The sequence below is a fragment of the Tepidibacillus sp. HK-1 genome, assembly GCF_001748485.2.
Taxonomy (GTDB): domain Bacteria; phylum Bacillota; class Bacilli; order Tepidibacillales; family Tepidibacillaceae; genus Tepidibacillus_B; species Tepidibacillus_B infernus.
Genome location: NZ_BDGM02000006.1, coordinates 53,245 through 75,937, shown reverse-complemented (window position 1 = coordinate 75,937; position 22,693 = coordinate 53,245). Strand labels below are relative to the sequence as shown.

24 protein-coding genes and 1 riboswitch are annotated in these 22,693 nt (G+C 35.4%); of the genes, 18 read left to right on the top strand and 6 right to left on the bottom strand.

Annotation, left to right across the window (positions count from 1 at the left end; all coding sequences use genetic code 11):
• Positions 1-2: 2 nt before the first annotated feature.
• Entirely contained in the window at positions 3-722 is a 720-nt protein-coding gene (locus BEN26_RS04515) for a prolipoprotein diacylglyceryl transferase (RefSeq protein WP_068722916.1), read from the top strand.
• Positions 723-807: 85 nt separating this feature from the next.
• Here the strand turns inward: BEN26_RS04515 and BEN26_RS04510 are convergent, their stop codons facing one another.
• Together BEN26_RS04510 and BEN26_RS04505 are read right to left on the bottom strand one after the other, a co-directional pair.
• A complete protein-coding gene (locus BEN26_RS04510) occupies positions 808-1,014 on the bottom strand; it encodes a DUF1657 domain-containing protein (protein ID WP_068722918.1) in 207 nt (68 codons plus the stop codon).
• Between the two features lie 74 nt (positions 1,015-1,088).
• Positions 1,089-1,442 (bottom strand): phage holin family protein, encoded by a 354-nt coding sequence (locus BEN26_RS04505; RefSeq protein WP_068722921.1) that lies wholly within the window; start codon positions 1,440-1,442, stop codon positions 1,089-1,091.
• A gap of 143 nt (positions 1,443-1,585) precedes the next feature.
• On the opposite strand from BEN26_RS04505, the gene BEN26_RS04500 reads away from it, so the two are divergent.
• The 12 genes from BEN26_RS04500 to BEN26_RS04445 all read left to right on the top strand — a co-directional run bounded on the left by BEN26_RS04500 (position 1,586) and on the right by BEN26_RS04445 (position 17,161).
• On the top strand, positions 1,586-3,937 hold the full coding sequence (locus BEN26_RS04500) for an endonuclease MutS2 (RefSeq protein ID WP_069797392.1): 2,352 nt from the start codon (positions 1,586-1,588) through the stop codon (positions 3,935-3,937).
• 69 nt (positions 3,938-4,006) lie between these two features.
• The gene (locus tag BEN26_RS04495) at positions 4,007-4,393 is read left to right on the top strand and encodes a DUF350 domain-containing protein (RefSeq protein WP_069797517.1); all 387 of its coding nucleotides are present in this window, start codon (positions 4,007-4,009) and stop codon (positions 4,391-4,393) included.
• 127 nt (positions 4,394-4,520) lie between these two features.
• Positions 4,521-5,723: an MFS transporter gene (locus BEN26_RS04490; RefSeq protein WP_069797390.1), complete on the top strand. Its 1,203-nt coding sequence runs from the start codon at positions 4,521-4,523 to the stop codon at positions 5,721-5,723.
• Positions 5,724-5,729: 6 nt separating this feature from the next.
• Positions 5,730-7,208, top strand: coding sequence for a spore germination protein (locus tag BEN26_RS04485; RefSeq protein ID WP_069797388.1), 1,479 nt, complete (start codon positions 5,730-5,732; stop codon positions 7,206-7,208).
• A gap of 118 nt (positions 7,209-7,326) precedes the next feature.
• The gene (gene trxA / locus BEN26_RS04480) at positions 7,327-7,644 is read left to right on the top strand and encodes a thioredoxin (protein WP_068722929.1); all 318 of its coding nucleotides are present in this window, start codon (positions 7,327-7,329) and stop codon (positions 7,642-7,644) included.
• Positions 7,645-7,695: 51 nt separating this feature from the next.
• Complete coding sequence (locus BEN26_RS04475; RefSeq protein WP_069797386.1) at positions 7,696-7,911, top strand: hypothetical protein; 216 nt, start codon at positions 7,696-7,698, stop codon at positions 7,909-7,911.
• Between the two features lie 68 nt (positions 7,912-7,979).
• The gene (gene uvrC, locus BEN26_RS04470) at positions 7,980-9,752 is read left to right on the top strand and encodes an excinuclease ABC subunit UvrC (RefSeq protein WP_082732328.1); all 1,773 of its coding nucleotides are present in this window, start codon (positions 7,980-7,982) and stop codon (positions 9,750-9,752) included.
• 77 nt (positions 9,753-9,829) lie between these two features.
• A riboswitch (Lysine riboswitch) is annotated at positions 9,830-10,016 on the top strand.
• A 137-nt stretch (positions 10,017-10,153) separates the two neighbouring features.
• The gene (locus BEN26_RS04465) at positions 10,154-11,365 is read left to right on the top strand and encodes an aspartate kinase (RefSeq protein WP_069797384.1); all 1,212 of its coding nucleotides are present in this window, start codon (positions 10,154-10,156) and stop codon (positions 11,363-11,365) included.
• A gap of 493 nt (positions 11,366-11,858) precedes the next feature.
• On the top strand, positions 11,859-12,500 hold the full coding sequence (locus tag BEN26_RS04460; protein WP_399167980.1) for a succinate dehydrogenase cytochrome b558 subunit: 642 nt from the start codon (positions 11,859-11,861) through the stop codon (positions 12,498-12,500).
• A gap of 15 nt (positions 12,501-12,515) precedes the next feature.
• A complete protein-coding gene (gene sdhA / locus BEN26_RS04455) occupies positions 12,516-14,279 on the top strand; it encodes a succinate dehydrogenase flavoprotein subunit (protein ID WP_069797380.1) in 1,764 nt (587 codons plus the stop codon).
• Positions 14,276-15,025 carry a succinate dehydrogenase iron-sulfur subunit gene (sdhB, locus tag BEN26_RS04450; protein WP_069797378.1) on the top strand — a complete coding sequence of 250 codons (750 nt, stop codon included), beginning with the start codon at positions 14,276-14,278 and terminating at the stop codon, positions 15,023-15,025. The genes sdhA and sdhB overlap by 4 nt, the downstream gene beginning before the upstream one ends.
• A 324-nt stretch (positions 15,026-15,349) precedes the next feature.
• On the top strand, positions 15,350-17,161 hold the full coding sequence (locus BEN26_RS04445; protein ID WP_069797376.1) for a methyl-accepting chemotaxis protein: 1,812 nt from the start codon (positions 15,350-15,352) through the stop codon (positions 17,159-17,161).
• Positions 17,162-17,226: 65 nt separating this feature from the next.
• Here BEN26_RS04445 and tpx read toward each other — a convergent pair whose 3' ends face one another.
• From tpx to BEN26_RS04425, 4 genes are all read right to left on the bottom strand, one after another.
• A complete protein-coding gene (gene tpx / locus BEN26_RS04440) occupies positions 17,227-17,733 on the bottom strand; it encodes a thiol peroxidase (protein WP_069797374.1) in 507 nt (168 codons plus the stop codon).
• A 246-nt stretch (positions 17,734-17,979) separates the two neighbouring features.
• Entirely contained in the window at positions 17,980-18,174 is a 195-nt protein-coding gene (locus BEN26_RS04435; protein WP_068722986.1) for a DUF378 domain-containing protein, read from the bottom strand.
• Positions 18,175-18,338: 164 nt separating this feature from the next.
• Complete coding sequence (locus tag BEN26_RS04430; RefSeq protein WP_069797372.1) at positions 18,339-18,623, bottom strand: LysM peptidoglycan-binding domain-containing protein; 285 nt, start codon at positions 18,621-18,623, stop codon at positions 18,339-18,341.
• Between the two features lie 78 nt (positions 18,624-18,701).
• The gene (locus tag BEN26_RS04425; protein ID WP_084818683.1) at positions 18,702-19,613 is read right to left on the bottom strand and encodes an RluA family pseudouridine synthase; all 912 of its coding nucleotides are present in this window, start codon (positions 19,611-19,613) and stop codon (positions 18,702-18,704) included.
• A gap of 144 nt (positions 19,614-19,757) precedes the next feature.
• Here BEN26_RS04425 and BEN26_RS04420 point away from each other — a divergent pair, with 144 nt between their 5' ends.
• The 5 genes from BEN26_RS04420 to BEN26_RS04400 all read left to right on the top strand — a co-directional run bounded on the left by BEN26_RS04420 (position 19,758) and on the right by BEN26_RS04400 (position 22,669).
• Complete coding sequence (locus tag BEN26_RS04420; RefSeq protein ID WP_084818682.1) at positions 19,758-19,988, top strand: hypothetical protein; 231 nt, start codon at positions 19,758-19,760, stop codon at positions 19,986-19,988.
• A 3-nt stretch (positions 19,989-19,991) separates the two neighbouring features.
• Entirely contained in the window at positions 19,992-20,477 is a 486-nt protein-coding gene (locus BEN26_RS04415) for a hypothetical protein (protein ID WP_181482190.1), read from the top strand.
• A gap of 112 nt (positions 20,478-20,589) precedes the next feature.
• A complete protein-coding gene (locus BEN26_RS04410; protein WP_069797368.1) occupies positions 20,590-21,780 on the top strand; it encodes a M24 family metallopeptidase in 1,191 nt (396 codons plus the stop codon).
• 91 nt (positions 21,781-21,871) lie between these two features.
• Positions 21,872-22,105, top strand: a complete 234-nt coding sequence (locus BEN26_RS04405) for a helix-turn-helix domain-containing protein (RefSeq protein ID WP_153011981.1) — start codon at positions 21,872-21,874, stop codon at positions 22,103-22,105.
• Between the two features lie 123 nt (positions 22,106-22,228).
• Complete coding sequence (locus BEN26_RS04400; protein ID WP_069797366.1) at positions 22,229-22,669, top strand: MarR family winged helix-turn-helix transcriptional regulator; 441 nt, start codon at positions 22,229-22,231, stop codon at positions 22,667-22,669.
• The last annotated feature ends 24 nt before the right edge of the window (positions 22,670-22,693 follow it).

Genomic DNA, 22,693 nt, shown 5'->3' with positions numbered 1-22,693 from the left:
TGATGGATGCAAATCAAATTTTAAGTTTGGGACCTTTACAAATCCCCGTCAATTGGCTGATTTTGTTTGCGGGGTTACTTATTGCAGTTTTTATCACCGAAAAAATAGCTCGAAAAAGAAATTGGGAGAAGGAAAAATGGTCTGACTTACTATTGATTCTTTTTCTTTCCTTTTTGATCGTCTACAAATTCGGGTGGATTTTATTTGATTTAAAAAGAGTGATTCAAAACCCAGGGATCATTATCTGGACATCTGGTTCAACCGCTAGTCTATGGCTGGCATTTATTTTATCAGCACTCGTTTTAATTTATAAAATAAAAAAGGAACGTTACCCCATTTATGATTTTTTTGAACTAAGTTGGCTTACATTAACGATTACATTGTTTCTTTATTACCTTTTCATTATGGATTATGGTAAAGTGACTAGCTTTATTTTTGGGGTTTCATTGGAAGGTGAATCAAGCTACCTATACCATCCTGTTAACTGGTATAAGGCCTTTTGGCTTGGACTTTTATTAATCATTCGTTTTGGAATTTGGTCTAAATTAGATGAAAACCATTTAATGCTACTATACGTTGCTTTTGGTATGGGGCTTCTAATTATTTCTATCTTTGATGTCTCAATGCAATTATATTTTGGCTTAACAGTGGAACAATGGTTTTTCTTAATCATCGCCTTAATTGGCGGAATAGGTTTGCTAAGAAAAAAACGTAATGAGTGAAAGAAAAAACATAATGGTAAATAAGATAAAGCCCGCTGTATAAAACGGGCTTTATCTCTTTAAGCATTCCCCTATGAGGTTTTCTTTACTGTTGTTTATATTGTGGCTCTTCAGTTGATACATAATTTAGACGAGCTTGTAGTGCAGAGATTGTATTATCCATATTCTGAGCCAACTGGTTAAACATTTGTTTTGCTTGTTGGTCTTGTGTTTCTAGTGCAAATGTTTTTAGACTTGCGGAAACACTTTGAGCACTTGCAATGGCTTGTTGTAATTGAGTTCCAATGGTCATTCTAATCACCTCACTTTCCCACAGTGAATAGAATGTCCCAAATTCTTATTTCATATGATGTAAATTTTTGTAATCTAGTCTCGATCTTTGCCAGTAAATTTGGCCTTGATAGGAACAAACAAATCGATAATTCCAATGACTAGTGCTGCGATTAAAGCACCCAGAATCGTAACTCGAACGCCTGGAATAAAGAACTGGGTAAGATAAATGACTAAAGCACTAACCAGAAATCCAACGACTCCTCGACTATAAGGTGAAACATCTTTACCGAAGAATGCTTCAATCACCCAACCTAATACTGCGATCACTAAAGCAGCTAATAAGGCATTCCAAAACCCATTAACAGCAAAGTTAGGGACAAGGAAGCCAACAAACATCAAAACAAATGCAGCAACAACAAAACGGACAATGTGTCTTAAAATTGTCATGATTCATTACCTCCATATTCCATATAGAAAAAATTTTATCTCTTATTATCATTTCCATTTCACATGATTTTATAACCTACAATGGTATAATAACTTGTATATGATATTATAAATTTTTTAAATTGCTGAAGGAGGACATATTTGTGGATATCCGGGGATTAAGAACATTAGAATTCCCTAAAGTGATAGAGATGTTAATAAAAAAAGCTTCAACGACCATGGGAAAGGAATGGGCCGAAGGACTAACACCTAATAACGATTTTCAGATGGTTGAAGTTGCTCAACAAGAGACAAAGGAAGCAATGGATGCCATTCGGCTAAAGGGTGGAATTTCTTTTGGCGGTGTTAGAGATATTCGCGTTTCGATTAAAAGAGCAAAAATTGGTGGAGATCTAACAACTGAACAATTATTAGAAGTAGCTAGTACGGTTTATGCAGGGAGAAAAATAAAACGTTTCATCTCCAAATTAACAGAAGATACTTCTCTTCCGATTCTCCTCTCTCATTCAGAACAAATCACTGAATTAGGCTTTCTTGAAGATAAAATTAACGCTTGTATCAACGAGTATGGAGAAGTTGTAGATTCGGCAAGTCCTGAGTTAAGAACAATAAGGCAACAAATTCGAATGTTTGAGGGTAGGGTAAAGGAAAAATTAGAACAGATTTTACGTAATGCTAGTTATCAAAAAATGCTTCAAGAAAATATTGTAACGATTCGCAATTCCCGTTATGTCATTCCCGTAAAACAAGAATATCGCTCTGTTTTTGGTGGGATCGTACATGACCAGTCTGCTTCAGGAGCTACACTTTTTATTGAGCCTGAAGTCGTTGTCCAAATTAACAACCAATTAAAAGAACAGCTATTAAAAGAAGAAAAAGAGATCGAACGGATTCTAAGAATGTTAAGTGATGAAGTTCGCAATGTAGCAGATTCCTTGGAAATCAATATTCTGCATCTTGGTCATCTTGACTTTATTCAGGCAAAAGCTGAGCTTGCAAAAGAAATGAAGGCCATCCAACCTAAATTAAACCAAAATGGTTTTCTCAACTTAAAAAAAGCAAGACATCCGTTGATCCCAGCAGATCAAGTGATCCCAATCGATGTACAGTTAGGTAAGGATTACCGAGCGATTGTCATTACCGGGCCGAATACGGGTGGAAAAACGGTTACATTAAAAACCATTGGCTTATTAACTTTAATGGCGATGTCTGGGCTACACATCCCTGCAGAAGAGGGAAGTGAAATTGCAGTATTTTCTTCTGTATTTGCTGATATTGGCGATGAGCAAAGTATTGAGCAAAGTTTGAGTACCTTTTCAGGGCATTTAACCAATATCATTAAAATTCTAAACCATATGGATAAAGGAAGCCTCATTTTACTTGATGAATTAGGTGCAGGAACAGATCCAACAGAAGGTGCCGCTTTAGCGATTGCTATTCTTGAAAAAATTCGTAGCATCAATGCTAGGGTGGTGGCAACAACCCATTATAGTGAATTAAAAGCATATGCATACAACTCTAAAGATGTGATGAATGCTAGCGTGGAATTTGATGTACAGACCTTAAGGCCAACCTATCGACTACTCATTGGTGTTCCTGGTCGAAGTAATGCTTTTGCGATTGCAAAACGACTAGGATTATCTGAAGAGATTATCGACTTTGCAAAAGGACAAATCAGTGAGGATAATCTACAAGTTGAATCAATGATTGCATCGCTTGAGGTGAATAAAAAAACGGCTGAGCTTGAGCGATTGGAAGCTGAAAAATTAAGAATAGAAGTAGAAGAACTACGGCTTAAATTAGATAAACAGGTTGAAAGACTTGAGGAAGAAAGGATGAAGCTTTTACAAAAAGCCAAACATGATGCAGAAGAAATAGTGAAAAAGGCTAGAAGAGAAGCAGATGAAGTGATTTCTGAATTAAGGAAAATGGCTAAAGAAGAACAAGCAGGAATCAAAGAACATCGCCTGATTGAAATGAAAAAACGCTTAGAAGAAACGATACCAGAAGTAAAAAAATCGAAAATGATTAAGACGAATAAAAATCAAATCATTGAACCAGGTGATGAAGTAAAAGTTCAAAGCTTTGGTCAAAAAGGGATCGTAGTAGAAAAAATAGATGAAAATGAATATCTGGTACAAATTGGAATATTAAAAATGAAAGTAAACAAATCAGACCTTGTTCTTATCACAGAAAAAAGTAAAGAAAGTAAAGAAGTAGTGATGACAGGGATTAAAAGAAATACGGATTTTGTTAAGCCTGAGCTGGATTTACGGGGAAGCACGGTAGAAGATGCCATCATGGAGATTGATCGTTATCTAGATGAGGCGTTTATCGCTGGATATGGTCAAGTATCCATTATTCATGGGAAAGGTACCGGTGCATTAAGAACAGGAATTCAAGATTTTTTGCGAAAGCATCCCCATGTAAAACAAACGAGAATGGGTCAGTTTGGTGAAGGTGGATCAGGCGTAACCGTAGTGGAATTAAAGTAAATTTGAATGAAAGCATACTCTGTAGAAAAATAAAAAGAAGAGGTGTTTGATTTGTCAGTTTGGGAGAATATGTACGTATTAACTGCTGCTTATTTTATTCTAGCAGTCGTCTCCATTATCATCTTTTTAGCCATCTTTGAAGTAGTTACCAAATATGATGATTGGCAAGAAATAAAAAATGGGAATCTATCTGTAGCGATGGCAACAGGAGGGAAAATTGTAGCTATTGCCATTATTCTTGCGTTTTCTATTTATCATAATGATTCCCTTTGGGGAGCCTTTATATGGGGGACTTTTGGATTTTTATTACAATTAATTGCTTATTATTTATTTGAATTTTTTACTCCTCAATTTAAAGTAGACGAAGAAATTGCCAAAGATAATAGAGCGGTTGGATTGCTTTCTTTGTTGATATCCATTGGGTTAGCGTTTGTGATTGGAGCAAGCATTACTTAAAAATGATAGGTGAATGATCGTAATTCGCTGAGTTGTTGATATTCGTTTAAAAAACATTGTTGGTACGTTTAACCAGCAATGTTTTTTGTGCTTTTGGGAATAGTAATAGGAGGATTTTTATGGAGTGATGTCATTGTTAAATAAAGATGCAAAGTTACTACTTTTAGTCAGCACCTTATTTACCATTGCTGTGGCTTTATCCAATACTTTCGTGAATGTATATCTGTGGAAAATAGTAAAAAATTATTTTGTCATTGGCTGGTTTAACTTTTTCCATTTTACTGGAATGATGATTACCTTCATTCTTGCAGGGAAAATGGCAAAAACCATGGATCGAATTTTCTTGTTACGATTGGGTGTTGGCATGTTATCGGTCTTTTTTCTAGTGGTGCTTCTATTAGGGGATAAAGCGGCCAATCATTATATCCTTGTAGGACTCTTGATTGGAATCGGCCAAGGATTCTATTGGTTTTCTTTTAACCTTCTATATTTTGAAATTACTGATCCAGATAACAGGGATATTTTTAATGGAATGAATGGACTATTTACTTCTGTTGGTGGTATGATTGCCCCATTTCTTTCTGGTTGGTTTTTATCCCACCAAAAGGGTGTTACAGGCTATAAAACCATTTTTTTTATCTCTCTTTTAGTTTTTTTATTAGCGGTAATCGTTAGTTTCTTTTTTTATAAAAGAAAATCGATTGGTCAGTACCGATTAAAACAAGTCATCAAGCAAACCCTACATCAAAAAGCTTGGAGCCATGTCTTTTTGGCGATGATGGCACAGGGTGGTCGAGAAGGTGTAATTACCTTTCTGATTGGTTTATTGGTTTATATCTATACGAAAAATGAGTTTTCTTTAGGTACCTATTCAATGGTCATTTCAGGAGTATCACTGGTTACTTATTTTTTGGTTGGAAAATGGTTAAAAAAAACATGGAGGAATCATTCAATGCTGATTGGTTCAATGATGATGTCTGTGGCTGTGATACCCATGTTTTTAGATACAAATTATACCACGCTTTTAATTTATGGAATTGGTACAAGTATTTTTGCCCCTTTATATTTTATCCCGCTAACATCGGTTGTTTTTGATTTAATTGGAATAAATGAAGATTCGGCTAATCTAAGGGATGAGTATATCGTGATTAGAGAAATTGGGCTTAACCTAGGTAGAATGTTTAGTGTTTTGATATTTATTTTTTTTATAGCAACAGTGGGTGAAAAGAGTTTGCGTTTCCTTCTATTAGTAACGGGTAGCTTACCTATTTTAACATGGTTTTTTATGAAAACGTTGGCAGTGAAGGGGTATGAGCTTGAAGGAGAGTGAAAATACGTGGCAGTTAACCAATTGGAAGGGAAAAAATTAACGAAGCATCTAGATGAAAATGTAAAGTTAATCAATGAAATCCTTGGAGTTGGAAAAAGCTTCGATGTCATTCATCGAGAACTTCATTATGCTGGCTTAGATTTTGCTCTATACTTTGTCGATGGCTTTGCCAAGGATGACATTATGAACCGAATCATGCAATATTTAGGTAAACTTGAACACGAAAAACTCGTTTCTAATCCCGTGAAAAAATTATTAGGACAACATATTGGTTATTTAGAAGTTGAATTAACAGATGATGTAAAAAAAATTGTAACTCAGGTTTTATCTGGCCCGTTAGCTTTACTAGTTGAAGGAGAAGAAAAAGCCATCTTAATAGATGCTAGAACATATCCTGCAAGAGGACCAGAAGAACCAGATATTGAACGAGTGGTAAGAGGCTCGAGAGATGGTTTTGTGGAAACGTTAATTTTCAATACAGCATTGACTAGAAGGCGATTACGAGATCCCTCTTTAAGAATGGAATATATGCAAATAGGAGAACGTTCAAAAACGGATATGGCAATTGCTTACTTAGAAGATGTTGCAAATCCTGATTTAGTAGAACTGATTAAAAAAAAGCTTTCTAACATTGAGATCGACGGTCTTCCTATGGCAGAAAAAACCTTAGAAGAATATTTGTTTAAGAATCATTGGAATCCTTATCCTATGGTAAGATATACAGAAAGACCTGACGTAGCTACAGTTCATTTATTAGAAGGGCATGTCTTGATTTATGTGGATACATCGCCAAGTGTTATGATTACTCCAACTACTCTATTCCATCATGTGCAACATGCAGAAGAGTATCGACAAAAGCCAATTTTGGGTGCTTATTTAAGATGGGTTCGTTTTTTTGCAATGATCGTTTCTGTGTTTTTGTTACCTTTATGGTATCTAGTGGTTAATAATCCTTCTCTTTTATCCAAAGAATTACAATTTATTGAACCAAATAAGGTTGGGGAAATTTCAATTTTCTGGCAGTTTATGATTGCCGAATTAGGACTAGATATTTTAAGAATGGCAGCCGTACACACACCTTCAGCGTTGGCAACGGCGATGGGCTTAATTGCAGCAATCGTGATTGGGCAAATGGCTGTTGATGTAGGACTCTTTACAAAAGAAGTGATCCTTTATATATCAATTGCAGGAATCGGAACTTTTGCAACACCAAGTTATGAATTGAGTTTGGCGAACCGGGTCGTCCGAATTGGTTTGTTGCTCATCATTTATTTATTTGGAACTGTTGGTTTCATAATTGGGATCGTACTATGGTTCCTTTTATTAGTTTTTTCCAAGTCTCTCGATACACCTTATCTTTGGCCACTTATTCCCTTTAATGGAAAGGCATTATTAGATGTGTTAGTTCGTTCACCCATGCCTTATAAAAATAAAAGGCCAAAGATATTGTCACCCGATGATCCTGATCGAAGCCCAGGAACTTAAGTATGTTTTCTTCTTTGATTTTTTGGGTATTGGATATTTTGGTTCTGACATGATATACTGTATACTGTATCTCATTATTAGAAGATTTCTTTTTTGAGGAAGAAGGAGGATTTTTAAAATGGCAATTGTTCATGTAACTGATCAATCTTTTGCAACTGATGTAGAAAGCACAGGCACAGTGCTTGTAGATTTCTGGGCACCATGGTGTGGCCCATGTAAAATGATCGCACCTGTATTAGAAGAAATTGATCAGGAAATTGGAAATAAGCTTACCATTGCGAAATTAAATGTTGATGATAACCCATCCTCTGCTGCAAAATATGGCATTATGGGAATCCCAACATTATTGTTATTCCAAAATGGTAAACCAGTAGAAAAAATTGTAGGTTTTCAACCAAAAGAACAATTAATGGCAACCATTAGCAAACATCTATAATAGCTAAAATATGTAGAACCCCCTAAATTTTTAGGGGGTTTTTGATTTTTAGTGATAAGTAAAAATAGAGGGATTTCTCTATTATGTAAAGAATATATTAGGGAAACAATGAACCTCCAGATATTCGATAAAGCAAGCCGAATGAAAGTCTATATTACTTTAGCGATGATTGAAGTCGTCATTGGATTTCTTGAAAGAAGTCTGATCTTATTATATGCATACAAGTTTTATAAACATTTTTATTCTAGTCACACTTCGTTAAAATAGGTTAGTATTAAAATAAACTTGTCGAACTTGAAGGGAGAACTTAATCCATATTTGGTAGGTGAAAAAGATTGGATCACATCAAGGAAAAATTAACATTGCTTCCTGATAAACCAGGTTGTTATTTAATGAAGAATAATCATGGACAAGTTATCTATGTTGGAAAAGCAAAAGTATTAAAAAATCGTGTGCGTTCTTATTTTACTGGGAGTCATGATGCAAAAACCCAAAGGCTGGTTAATGATATTGTAGACTTTGAATATATTATCACTGATTCAGCGATTGAGGCATTAATCTTAGAGAACCATTTAATCAAAAAATATCGCCCTAAATACAATATCATGTTAAAGGACGACAAAACTTATCCCTATATTAAATTAACGAATGACGAACATCCGCGTTTAGAAGTGACACGCAAAGTATTAAATGATAAAGCAAAATATTTTGGCCCTTATCCTAATGCCGGTGCTGCACAGCAGGTTAAGAGGCTTTTAGATAAAATATACCCGTTAAGAAAATGTAAAACACTAAAAGATCGGGTTTGTCTATATTATCATTTAGGTCAATGTGTGGCTCCGTGTGAATTTAAGGTGGAGCATTCTACTTATGAAGAAATGACCCGAAAAATTATCCGTTTCTTGCAAGGGGATTATAAAGAACTAAAAAAAGAACTTCAGCAAAAAATGGAGAAAGCGGCTGAAAATTTAGAGTTCGAACGCGCAAAAGAATATAGAGATCAAATCAATGATATTGAAGCAATTATGTCCAAACAAGTGATTAGTTTAAATGATCGTGTCAATCGAGACATTTTTGGTTTTTATATAGATAAAGGTTGGATGTGTGTTCAAGTTTTTTTTATGAGGCAAGGAAATCTGATTGAACGGGATGTTTCTATTTTCCCTTATTATGGAGTACCAGAAGAAGATTTTATGTCCTTTGTTACACAGTTTTACTTTGAAAATCCTGTATTGCCTAAAGAAATTTTGTTGCCAGAATCATTAGACAAAGAATTGTTAGAAGAATGGTTACAAATTAAGATCCAACAACCAAAACGAGGTCAAAAAAGAAAATTAGTAGAAATGGCGATTGAAAATGCGAGAATTGCTTTAGAAGAGAAGTTTAAAATGGAAGAAAAAAATATATCTAAAACAAGTCTAGCCATTGAACTTTTAGGTAAAAGTTTAGGGATTGCAACTCCACATCGTATTGAGGCTTTTGATAATTCCAATATTCAAGGTGTCGACCCTGTATCCGCTATGGTTGTATTTATTGATGGTAAGCCTGATAAATCGAGTTATCGAAAATTTAAGATAAAAACGGTTGAAGGACCAGATGATTACCATACGATGCAAGAGGTGATAAGGCGTCGTTACACAAGAGTGTTAAAAGAAGGTTTAAATCTACCAGACTTGGTCATCGTTGATGGCGGAAAATTGCAAATTAATGCTGCAGTTGATGTACTAGAAAATGAGCTTGGTTTATTTATTCCAGTAGCTGGGCTTAAAAAAGATGAACGACATAAAACAGCAGTATTGTTAATGGGTGATCCACCTGTTCCAGTATCTATGGAAAGAAATAGTCCGGAATTTTATTTATTACAACGAATTCAAGATGAAGTTCATCGATTTGCGATTACGTTCCACCGTCAAACCCATAAAAAAACGGTGTTTGCTTCGCAATTAGATCAGGTTCCAGGTGTTGGTGAAAAGCGGAAAAAATTATTATTAAAACACTTTAGCTCAATAAAGAATATGAAAGAAGCTCCTGTTGAGGAATTTCGCAAAATTGGAATTGGCGATAAATTAGCTAAAACGATTTTGGAAGCAATAAATACTGAAGAATAAGGGTTTACATTTCTTTACCGTATGATATAATAACTTCAAAATTTAATAGTATACCTCACTATAATCATATTTAGTTAAAGTGGGGTAGGGGCGCGAAATTCAAGAGTCATCTTTTAGAGGAAGCGAATCTGATGAAAAAAGATAAAAGGGACTTTCGCCGAAGCCTATTTCTTCGCAGGAAGTAGAGCTGGGTCTACATTGAACAAGTGTAGGACTGTCATAGTTAAATGATCCCAAATTTAACTATGGAGAACTATCTTGACTATTTGGGGGTGGGGAAACTTTTATGTTGTGATTCACAACAGGAGTCTATTTCCTGTTGTTTTTTTATATTAAATTGTACTTTGTACAATTCTGCGAAACTAGAAGAACATCGCAATATGTTGGAAAGGGTGGAGAAAATGGGGATCGTGGTTCAAAAGTTTGGTGGCACATCAGTAGGTACAATTGACCGAATCAAAAACGTTGCAAAGATTGTTACGAAAACGAAAGAACAGGGAAATCAGGTAGTTGTGGTTGTTTCAGCGATGGGAGATTCCACTGATGACCTTCTAGACATGGCTCACCAAATCACGTCTACACCGTCTTCAAGAGAACTTGATATGTTATTGACAACTGGAGAACAAGTCTCAATATCCTTGTTAGCAATGGCTTTGCAAGAAATAGGTTTTTCAGCAATTTCCTTTACAGGCTGGCAAGCAGGAGTAAAGACAGAATCAGTTCACAGTAAGGCAAGGATTACAGATATATCATCCGAGAGAATAGTACAAGAGCTAAAAAATGATAAGATTGTTATCGTTGCAGGTTTCCAAGGGGTGAGTGAGGAAGGGGAAATTACGACCTTAGGTAGAGGTGGATCTGACACAAGTGCTGTTGCATTAGCAGCTGCATTGAAGGCTGATCTATGTGAAATCTATACAGATGTAGATGGGGTTTATACAACAGATCCCAGAATAGAACCTAAGGCTAAAAAGCTAAAAGAAGTTAGTTTCGATGAAATGCTTGAATTAGCAAATCTAGGTGCAGTGGTTTTGCATCCTAGAGCAGTAGAAAACGCGAAAAAATTTGGTGTTCATTTGGTTGTAAGGTCCAGCTTGGTTCAGGTTGAAGGAACTGTAATAAAGGAGGAACATGGTATGGAACATGTAAAGGTAGTAACAGGTGTAGCCTATGACATGAATGTTGCCCGTGTACAGGTCATTGGCTTAGAAAACAAAATCAATGCTTTGTCTGATCTATTCTCTACCTTGGCAAAAGAAAAAGTCAATGTAGATATGATTGTTACAAGTGATTATGGGGAAGACAAAATCAATGTTTCTTTTTCTATCACAAGCAGTGATTTACAACATACGTTAGCTATTCTGGAACGTTATGTGGAATCCTGTACAACGATTAGTCATGAGGATCATTTAGCAAAGGTTTCGATCGTGGGGGCTGGGATGATATCTAACCCTGGAGTTGCAGCTAAAATGTTTGAGGTCTTAAGCAATGCAGATATCCCGATCAAAATGGTAACCACATCTGAGATTAAGGTTTCCTGCCTTGTTCCTAAGGAGTATGCTATTTCTGGAGTACAAGAATTACATCGTTCTTTTGAATTAGATCATGAATAGAACATACCAATTCTTTATCCCTCTTTTTACAAGAGGGATTTTCATTTGTTCCATTTTCTTCATAGAAAGGCATGGATGACGGAGCTCGATGTAATATACATTTCTACTATTTTCTGAATAATAAAATATTTTTTTATATTGAAGGAATTATCATATTTCTAAAGAATAAATATTAAGAAGATTAAAACTTGTACATGATTGAACAAAGACTTTATATAATTTTTCTCAAATTTTCTAAAAAAGCGAATAAAAGCCGATATAACCAGTTTTTTGTGGAAAATAAACAATTAATCTAACTCTACTTATTCTTGACGCTTTTAAAAATGAAGGCGTACAATGAAAATGTCAAAAAATTTTCATTTTTTTGGTTTCACCTTTGAAACTAAAGAGGGAATAGATTGTTAAATGAAAAAAAGGGGGTAAGGTTATAGGTTAAGGTAAGGTCTAGGGTGTTTTAAATGTCTTCTTTCATTTTAAAAGGGGGGAAAGTGATATTATGGCAACAACGCATTATTTTAATCGCAAATTGCACTCTTTATTAGGAATCATTCCTGTAGGTGTATTTTTGTTGATTCATTTAACGGTGAATTATCAAGCAACCAAGGGTCCTGAAGCCTTCAATAGTGCAGCTGGTTTTATGGAAAGTTTGCCCTACTTGGCAGTACTAGAATGGGTATTGATCTTTTTACCACTTTTATACCATGCGATTTATGGACTTTATGTGGCTTTCCAAGCAAAACATAATGTAAACAATTATGGATATTTCCGAAATGTAATGTTCTTCTTACAAAGAATGACAGGGATTGTCACTCTTATCTTTGTTGGTTGGCATGTATGGGAAACCCGTGTTCAAATGGCACTTGGCGCAGAATTAAATTATGAATTAATGGCTAACATTCTTAAAAATAATTGGGCTTTTGTCTTTTATTTGGTTGGAGTGATTTCAGCAGTATTCCATTTTGCCAATGGTATGTGGTCATTCTTGGTAAGCTGGGGTATTACGATTGGACCACGTGCACAAAGAATTTCTTCATATGTTTGGATGGTTGTTTTCGTAGCAGTATCGATTATCGCTGTTTCCGCATTATTTGCTTTTGTCAATCCAGTATACGTCGAACAAGTAAATTTAGGGTAAAGGGGGAGCGAGAACATGAGTAGTAGTCAAAGGATCATTGTAGTTGGTGGAGGATTAGCAGGCTTGATGGCTACCGTCAAAGCTGCTGAAGCAGGTGTACACGTTGATTTATTTTCATTAGTACCAGTTAAGCGCTCTCATTCTGTTTGTGCGCAGGGTGGTATCAATGGTGCAGTAAATACAAAAGGTGAAGGAGACTCACCTTGGGTTCACTTTGATGATACGGTTTATGGTGGGGACTTTTTAGCAAACCAACCCCCAGTTAAAGCGATGGCTGAGGCAGCTCCTGGAATTATTCATTTATTTGATCGTATGGGAGTTATGTTTAACAGAACACCTGAAGGTTTACTTGATTTCCGTCGTTTTGGTGGAACACAACACCATCGTACTGCATTTGCTGGTGCAACAACAGGTCAACAGCTTCTCTATGCAACAGATGAACAGGTTCGCCGTTGGGAAGTTGCAGGCTTAGTTACTAAATATGAACATTGGGAATTCCTCTCTGTTGTTTTAGATGATGAAGGAAGAGCAAGAGGAATTGTAGCACAAGATTTAAGAAGCATGGAGATTCATACCTTTGCTGCTGATGCCGTCCTTCTAGCTACTGGCGGTCTTGGGATGATCTTTGGAAAATCGACAAACTCTGTTATTAACACTGGTTACGCAACTAGTGCAGTATATAGACAGGGAGCGATTTATGGAAACCCAGAATTTATTCAAATTCACCCTACAGCGATACCAGGGGATGATAAAAATCGACTCATGTCCGAGTCAGCTCGTGGTGAAGGCGGACGTGTTTGGACATATAAAGATGGAAAGCCATGGTATTTCCTAGAGGAAAAATATCCTGCATATGGTAACCTTGTACCACGTGATATTGCGACGCGTGAAATTTTCCACGTTGTAGTCGACTTAGGTTTAGGTGTGGATGGAGAAAATAAAGTTTACCTTGATTTATCTCATAAAGATCCTAAAGAATTAGATATTAAACTAGGTGGTATTCTAGAAATCTATGAAAAATTTGTTGGGGATGATCCAAGAAAAGTACCGATGAAGATTTTCCCAGCCGTTCATTATTCAATGGGTGGTTTATGGGTTGATTACGATCATATGACTAATATTCCTGGATTATTTGCAGCTGGTGAAGTAGATTACCAATATCATGGAGCAAACCGTTTAGGAGCTAACTCATTATTATCTGCCATCTATAGTGGTATGATTACAGGTCCAAAAATGGTTCAATATATTAAAGGGTTGAAAAAATCTGCTGCCGATGTTTCCAAACAATACTTTGAAGATCAGAAGAAACTAGAAGAGCAGAAATATAACGATATCTTAAATCTAAAAGGAAATGAAAATCCTTACAAGCTTCATGAAGAGTTAGGAAAATGGATGACTGATAATGTAACCGTTGTACGTTATAATGACCGCTTACTCAAAACAAATGAGAAATTATTAGAATTGATGGAACGCTACAAGAAAATTAATATTGATGACGCTGCAAAATGGAGTAACCAAGCAACTACATTTACTCGTCAGTTAGAAGGTATGCTTGTTTTAGCTCAAGCGATTACGATGGGAGCTTATAACCGTAATGAAAGTCGTGGAGCACATTATAAGCCAGATTTCCCAGATCGTAATGATGAAGATTGGCTAAAAACAACCAAGGCCAAGTATACTCCTGATGGTCCTGTTTTTGATTATGAACCAGTAGATGTCTCTTTGATCAAGCCTAGACTACGAAACTATGCTGTATCGAAGGAGGAGACAATGAAATGAGTGAAAAAACAATTCATCTAATTATCACTCGTCAGGATGGGCCAGATAAACCATCCTATACAGAAGAATTTAGAGTTCCTTATCGACCTAACATGAACGTGATTAGTGTTTTAATGGAAATACAAAAGAACCCAGTGAATGCTAAGGGGGAAAAAACGACCCCAGTTGTTTGGGAAATGAACTGCTTAGAAGAGGTATGTGGAGCTTGTTCTATGGTGATTAATGGTAAGCCAAGACAATCTTGTAGTGCCTTAATCGATCAATTAGAACAACCAATTCGCTTACAGCCGATGAGCACTTTCCCAATCATTCGCGACCTGATGATTGACAGAAGTCGGATGTTTGATGCGTTAAAACGTGTAAAAGCATGGATTCCGATTGATGGTACCTATGATTTAGGGCCAGGACCCAGGATGCCAGAAAAAACAAGACAATGGGCATATGAATTATCTAAGTGCATGACTTGTGGGGTTTGTTTAGAGGCATGTCCAAACGTAAATAGTCATTCACCATTTATTGGTCCAGCCCCGATCAATCAAGTTCGACTATTTAATGCCCATCCAACTGGAGCAATGAATGCAGAGGAACGTTTAGAGGCTATTATGGGAGAAGGAGGAATTACCGATTGTGGTAACTCACAAAACTGTGTTCAGTCATGTCCAAAAGGTATTCCTTTAACCACATCCATTGCTGATCTAAACCGTCAAACCACTATTTATTCATTTAAACGTTTCTTAACAAATTAAACTAATTACATCTTTATTATAAGAACCTATGAGGTTTTTACCTCGTAGGTTTTTCTTTTTAAAAAAATAAGAAAGTATAACTTTCTTCCACTTGTCATTTAAGGGTTTGTATATTCCATAAGCTGCGACCTTCAGAAGTGCCCTTCTCTCCGTAATCTTTATTCATAGAAGGGCACGGATGACGGAGCGCGATGGAATATACAAAACTTTTCTTATAGGTTCTCTAAAAGAGGATTTTGTAAAAATATGTAGAATTTAATTTTTTTAAAGATAATTTTGGAAATTAAAAGAGAATAGAGATGAAGACATAAGGGAGGACAGGGCGTGAGAAAAAAATTATTTAGTCTACCAAACTTAAAGCTAAAAGAAAGATTTAACAAGCTAATGTCAAGTAAATTATTAAACAAAAACGGGTCTAAAAAAAATATTGAGACTAAAAGTAAGAAAACGCGATTTATCTCAGTCAAAGCAAAAATACTAGTTAGCTTCTTAACAGTAGTCGTACTGATGGCTTTTGTAAGTCTTTTTGCATTATATCAAATGATACAGATCCAAAAAAGCTATGAAGATATTGTTCAAAATGACATGAACACAATGATAGAAGCCCAAGAATTAGAATCAAATATTATAAGGGAATTATCTTACATTCAAAAACTAGGACTGACAAAAGATGAAAGATTAATTGATCAAATTGAAAAATTAAAAACAGAGAACCACAAGAAGTTGAATGAATTAGTAACAAAGCTAAGGACAGAAGCCGACCAAAGAGAATTTAAAAAACTACAGATCATTTATACAAATTATAATGAAATTGAAAAACTAATGATTGAGGCTGCTCGACAAGATGATATTAGAGAATTTGTCTCATTAATGGACAAAAAAATGGCAGAAACCTTAGCAGACAAAATGATGAATAATGTGGAGATTATTAAACAGGGAATCTTTGAACAGCAACAAATAGATAACGATAAAGTCAATCACATTAGACAATTGGTATTAATTACAACCTTAATTACCATTTTATTAGCGGTTGCCATTGCAATTGTTTTTGCCAGAATGATATCTACTCCAGTTAAATTATTAGATAAACATGCAAGCCTGATGGCAGATGGAGATCTAACTCAACAAATACCCAATATTAAAAATAATGATGAGATCGGCCATTTAGTTCGTACATTTGAATATTTACAAGAACAATTAAAACAAATGGTAGCAAAAATTCAAGTTCATGCCGAACAAGTAGCGTCTACCTCTGTAGAATTAGCAGCAAGCACAGAACAAACCACACAATCGACTGAGCAAATCTCACTCACCATGCAAGAGATGGCCGCCAATTCAGATACTCAGGTGGTCAATGTTCAAGAAACCGCTGAATTTATTGATCAATTCCAACAAGGAATTGTACATATTACTGAAAACGCGAATGATGCAAGCACAGGTGCAGCAAAAACATCTACATTAGCAAATAACGGAATGAATATGCTAAGAGAAACAATTAAGCAAATGAATGGAATTGGAAAAACAGTAGATCAATCAGTGAACGTGGTAACAAGATTAAATGAACGCTCACAAAAGATTAACGAAATCGTCGATCTCATTACCAATATCGCAGATCAAACAAACCTATTAGCATTAAATGCTGCCATTGAAGCAGCAAGAGCAGGGGAGCATGGAAGAGGGTTTGCTGTTGTGGCAGATGAAGTAAGAAAGCTTGCCGAACAATCCGGAAATGCAGCAAAAAATATTGCAGGGATGATTATAGAGATCAAAGAAGATACGACCAAAGTAGTTCAATCGATGACAAAAGGAAATGATGAAGTAAAAGAAGGAATTCTTGCTGTCGAGAAAGTAAATATTGCTTTTGAAGAAATCTTAACATCGATTCAGCATGTTGCGTCGACAAGTGATAGCACATTGAATGCGGCAAAGGGAATGGAACAATATGTAACTAAGGTGATTTCAGCAATAGAAGAAATGAAAAAAGGAATTGAAGGAAATGCAAGTTTTACCCAAACAGTAGCTGCAGCATCTGAAGAACAAAATGCTTCAATGGAAGAGGTACGTTCATCAATTGAGTCACTTTCTTATATGGCAGAAGAATTGCGGGAATTGATCAACCAATTTAAAATTGCTTAATAAAAAAGGGCTATATCTCAAATAGATATGGCCCTTGGTTTTCTTCAAATCTGAATAAGTCAACTTTACTGAGCAGCTTTCACTGCTTCAATCGCTTTTTCATAATCTGGATGATCAGTAACCTCTTTTACATATTCAACATAAGTAACTTCATTTTTAGAATTGACGACAAAAATTGCGCGAGCTTCCAAACGTAAATCTTTAAGATAAGTACCGTATGCAGAACCGAAAGACATGGTTTGGTAATCAGACAAGGTCACAACTTTATCGATTCCTGCTGCCCCACACCAACGTTTTTGAGCAAATGGTAGGTCTGCACTAATCGTTAAAACAGTCGCATTTAATTTGGCGGCCTCTTCATTGAAGCGTCTTGTTTGTGCATCGCAGACAGGTGTATCTAATGAAGGAACAACGCTAATCAATTTAACTCCCTCAAAGTCCTTTAATGTTTTAGCATTCAATCCATTATCCACCACAGTAAAATCAGGTGCTTGATCTCCAACCTTTATTTCTGGTCCTAATAAAGTCGCTGGTTTACCAGCAAAAGTAACAACTCCATTACGTTCTTCCATTTTAAAATCCTCCTTAAACAATATTTACATACTAATAAGTTTAATATATTTAAATAATAACAATAAATGAAAAAGATGTAAAGTTTTTTTTGTTATTTCAACATTTTGTTAAGACACCCATAGTCCCAGCAAAAAGATTATGAAGCCTTGGTACAATAACCCAATCTGTTATATTGCCGATCAATGTAAAGAAAGAAAAAGCCCAAGGGGTTACTTGGGCGTGATTCAATGTGAAAAATTGTACCTTTAAACATGTGTACGTTCTCTAAATAATAATGAAATAGAATAGATACCAGCAATTCCAATGAGTGTATAAATCACTCTACTAAGCCATGCATCTTGGCCACCAAATAAGCTAGCAACAAGATCAAATTGAAATAGTCCAACAAGTAGCCAATTTAATGCACCAATGATTACTAGAATCAATGAAAGTCTAGTCATTTTAAATTCCCTCCTTCCTTAGCTTTTATTATTGCCAAGGAAAAGAGAAATATTACTCTCTTTTATCTTTTTTACTAGATTTTTGCAGATGTCTATCTAAAATATGTATTGTAATTTAAAAAAAATAAGAACCCTTGGGAGAATGTTAGGGTTCTTAAATGGTGTTATTCTTTTTCTTCAGTACGGGTTCTTGGTCTTTCTAAACGTTCAACTCTATGTTCTAATCTCTCAACCCTACGTTCTAGTCTTTCTACTCTTCTAATTAAATCTCTTGGTTGTGGTGGATATGGAGTTGGTGTTGGGGTGGAAACAGGAATGATTAATCTTTGACCAACATAAAGTAAATTAGGGTCAGTTAACCCATTTGCTTGCATAATGGCTTGGGGTGTCGTACCAAAACGAGCTGCAATTGCCCATAAAGTATCACCAGGTTGAACAATGTAAGTCATTAACAAACCTCCTTTTCATTTGTTCATCACAGCATATGGGAAATAAAAAGGAAGTGTGCTATTTTATCATGCCAAAATTTAGTTTATCGCCCTGAAAATAAGAGTTTGCATATCTGTTGGTAATTCCGCCTGAAAGGTTAAATATTCACGAGTGATTGGATGATAGAACGATAACTTAGAGGCGTGCAAGGCTTGATGATTTAACCAATGTTCACCTGTCTTCCCGCCATACAATTCATCACCAACTAAGGGATGATTGATCCAGCTCATATGAACACGTATCTGATGGGTTCTTCCTGTTGCTAATAGTAACTCTAATAATGAAAAATCTGTAAAACTTTCGATGGTTTTATAATAAGTAATAGCCGATTTGGCTTCCGGTTGTTGGTTTGTTACTACAATTCTTTTTATAGCATGATTAGGATCTTTCATAATGGGTGCATCGATTACCCCTTTTTCTTTCGTTACATATCCATGAACCAACGCTAAATAAGTTCGTTTCAAACTTCGATCATGTAATTGTAATGCTAATTGATGGTGAGCATATTGGTTTTTAGCGACGACAAAAAGGCCGGTTGTATCTTTATCTAATCGATGAACAGGGCGAAAACGACATTGGTCCCCTTTTTCATTCCAATAATGCATCAGCCCATTAGCAATCGTGCCAAGATAATGATTTCTTGTTGGATGTACTACAATTCCTGCAGGTTTATTGATTACAATCACATCCTGATCCTCATAGCGAATATCTAAAGGGATAGGTTGTGGGAGGATATCAAAAGAAGTTTCAATAGGAATCAAAAGCCGTAATTGATCTCCTTGTTTTACACGGGTTGATACATAGACTGCTTTCCCATTTAGGTAAATTCCATTGTTAGTTTTAATTTTACTTAACGATTTTCTAGAAAAATGGTAATGATCAAATAAAATTTCTTTGATCATCATTCCTTCCCATTCAATAGGAATCGTTACATTCATTAATTCTTTCATCTTTTTCCACCCTTACAGAAATAGGTATCCTTCATTTGAACATACTAGAGATAGGAAATAAATGCTATACTATTTACAATGATAGACAAATTGTACACTTAATTAACAACTATATCAATCAAGGGAATTAAAGGAGAGAGCGAATTGGATAAACATCAGATCTATAAATTTGACAAATGGAATCAAATGCATGTAGAAGTACAAGGAAGGCAAATCATCGTTAGAAAAATATCGACAGAATGGGGAGAAGAAACCTTTACATTCACAGGGAGGAACGAATTGCTAAAATGGGCAGAGCAATATTTTAAGTTTACCCCTTTAGAACAAACAGATAAAGAATACAATCATTGGCTGGATTTATTTAAATCCATTTAATAAATGATGTACTTTCATGGCATTGATTACGAGTATTTACTTTATCAATATCCTGTTTTATCTCCGAGGTTAACGATTTTAAGACAAAACAAAACACAACAACAAGATAGACAACATTTATTAGAACGGTTTGGTTTTGAACCGGTGCATTTTTTAGAATCAAGTGCTTCTTATTCGATTCAAGAAGCTATACAAGCTTGTTCAGCATTTGGTAATGTTATTTTCGTATACCATGTCTTACCATTTCCTATGTTGCAACTTTCAGAGCATGAAGTAGGGGTTCCTGCTATTGACACAAGAGAAGCGAATTGGATTTTTGTCAACCATTATCAACTTATTGATAAAATTCGACCTCTTTACCCGAATCTACCTATTCTATTTTGTAAAAAGCAACAATATTCCAACAAAATTAGGACTATCTACCGATGGAGAAAATACTCGAATTCTGTCAAAATAAAATTTAACTATAAAAATGGAGTGGTAAATTGAATTGGCGATCAAAAGAAACCTCAAAATCGAGGTTTTTTCTTTTTTAAGTTTAAGGTACAATAGAGATGCATATTGTTCAGAAAATTATGAAAAATATAAAGTAGGTGATTGAATGAATTATCAAGTTGTTCCTAAACAGGAACTAAAAGAGAGAGTAGCAAAACTACAACAACTACTTGAGCATCTGCAATATGACGGAGCATTGCTTACTCAGCATGTAGACCTCTTTTATTATTCAGGTACGATGCAAAACTCAATAATGTTTATCCCTAAGATCGGCGAACCTCTCTTGTTCGTCAAAAAGAGTATGGTTAGAGCAAAAGAGGAAACACCTTTTAATATCGAAGCATTAGGCTCGTTAAAAAATTTGCCTGAGCAACTTTTAAAAAAAGGATACCTTTTTAGAAAAGTAGGAATTGAATTAGATGTGTTGCCTTATAATCAATTTGTACGAATCAAAAAAGTATTTTCAGATACGCAATTCTATGACCTTTCTCCAACGATTCGTTTACAACGAAGCATCAAATCTGCCTACGAAATTGAGATGATTCGTCAATCTGCTCAAGTGGCGTATGATGCCATGCAAGCTGTTCCAAATCTTTTAAGATTAGGTATGACAGAAGTTGAATTTATTGCAGAATTAGAAAGATTTATAAGAGTGAGAGGACATATTGGTCAAGTTAGAATGAGAGCATATAACCAAGAAATCGTATTAGGGATGGTTGTTTCTGGAGGTTCAGCAACAGTACCCTCATCTTTTGATGGCCCTGCCGGTGGAGAAGGTTTAACTCCAGCCATGCCACAAGGGGCCGGTTGGAAAAAGATTGAGAAAAATGAACCTATTTTAATTGATATGGCGATTGCAGTGAATGGTTATATTGTTGACCAAACTCGTATGGCAATCATTGGTGAACTGGAAAAGGAATTAGAAGAAGCATATCAGGTTTCATTGCATATCTTAAAGGATACGGAGAAACAAGCAAAACCTGGCACATTATGGTCACAACATTATTTAAATGCTTTAAAAATGGCAAAAGAAGCTGGTTTAGAAGATTATTTTATGGGATTTAAGGAGGATCAAGTTAAGTTCTTAGGTCATGGGGTTGGACTTGAGTTAGATGAATGGCCAGTGTTAGCAAAAGGGTTAGACCAGCCTTTAGAAGTTGGAATGGTCATTGCAATTGAACCTAAATTCACCTTTCCAGGTAAAGGGGTGATAGGTATCGAAAATACCTATGTTGTTACAGAAAAAGGTTTAGAATCTTTATCTTTTGCAGCTGAAGAAATTATTAAAATTCCATGATCGCCTAGTTTACCCATGCACTTTCTTCATGCATTTCACATAATATAATTTGAAATCTCCCTTGTGAATTGATGAGCCCGAGCAAGGAGGGATGGAACTTTTGAAGGGTAATGACCAGCATGCAAAACCACTGTTGACGAATCGAGAAAGAGAAGTATTTGAATTATTGGTTCAGGATAAGACAACAAAAGAAATCGCAAAACAACTGTTTATTAGCGAAAAAACTGTTAGAAACCATATCAGCAATGTAATACAGAAACTTGGTGTCAAAGGAAGATCTCAAGCAGTTGTTGAATTGGTTCGGCTCGGGGAACTTAAAATTTAGACCGCTGCTAACCCCCTAAAAGACTCTACTATTTAGTAGGGTCTTTTAATCTAATGGGTTATCTTAATCATTTTCTGATATAATACATAAGTAAATGTAAAAGTATTTGGAGGTTTCTTAGATATGGAACACCCTCGTCAACAAATTGAAAAAATTGAATACGTACTCAGAAAAATTAGTGGAATCATTAAGAGAAAAGGAAGAGAAATCTTAAATGATTTTCCGATTACCCCACCACAATTTGTTGCTTTACAGTGGCTAAATGAGGAAGGGGACATGACGATCGGTGAATTAAGCAATAAAATGTTTTTAGCTTTTAGTACAACAACTGACTTAATTGATCGTATGGAGAAAAACCATTTAGTAGAAAGAGTTCGGAATCAAAAAGACCGCCGTGTTGTACAGATTCACTTATTAGAAAAAGGGAAGCAAATTATTTCTGATGTGTTAGAAGCAAGAAGGGATTATTTATCAAGTATTTTGCTAGATATGGAACCAAAAGAAGTAGAAAAAATTCAGTTAGCGCTTCAACAGTTATTTGAAAAAATGGATAAGGATATTTAACTTTGAATGAAGACTTCTTAGGGG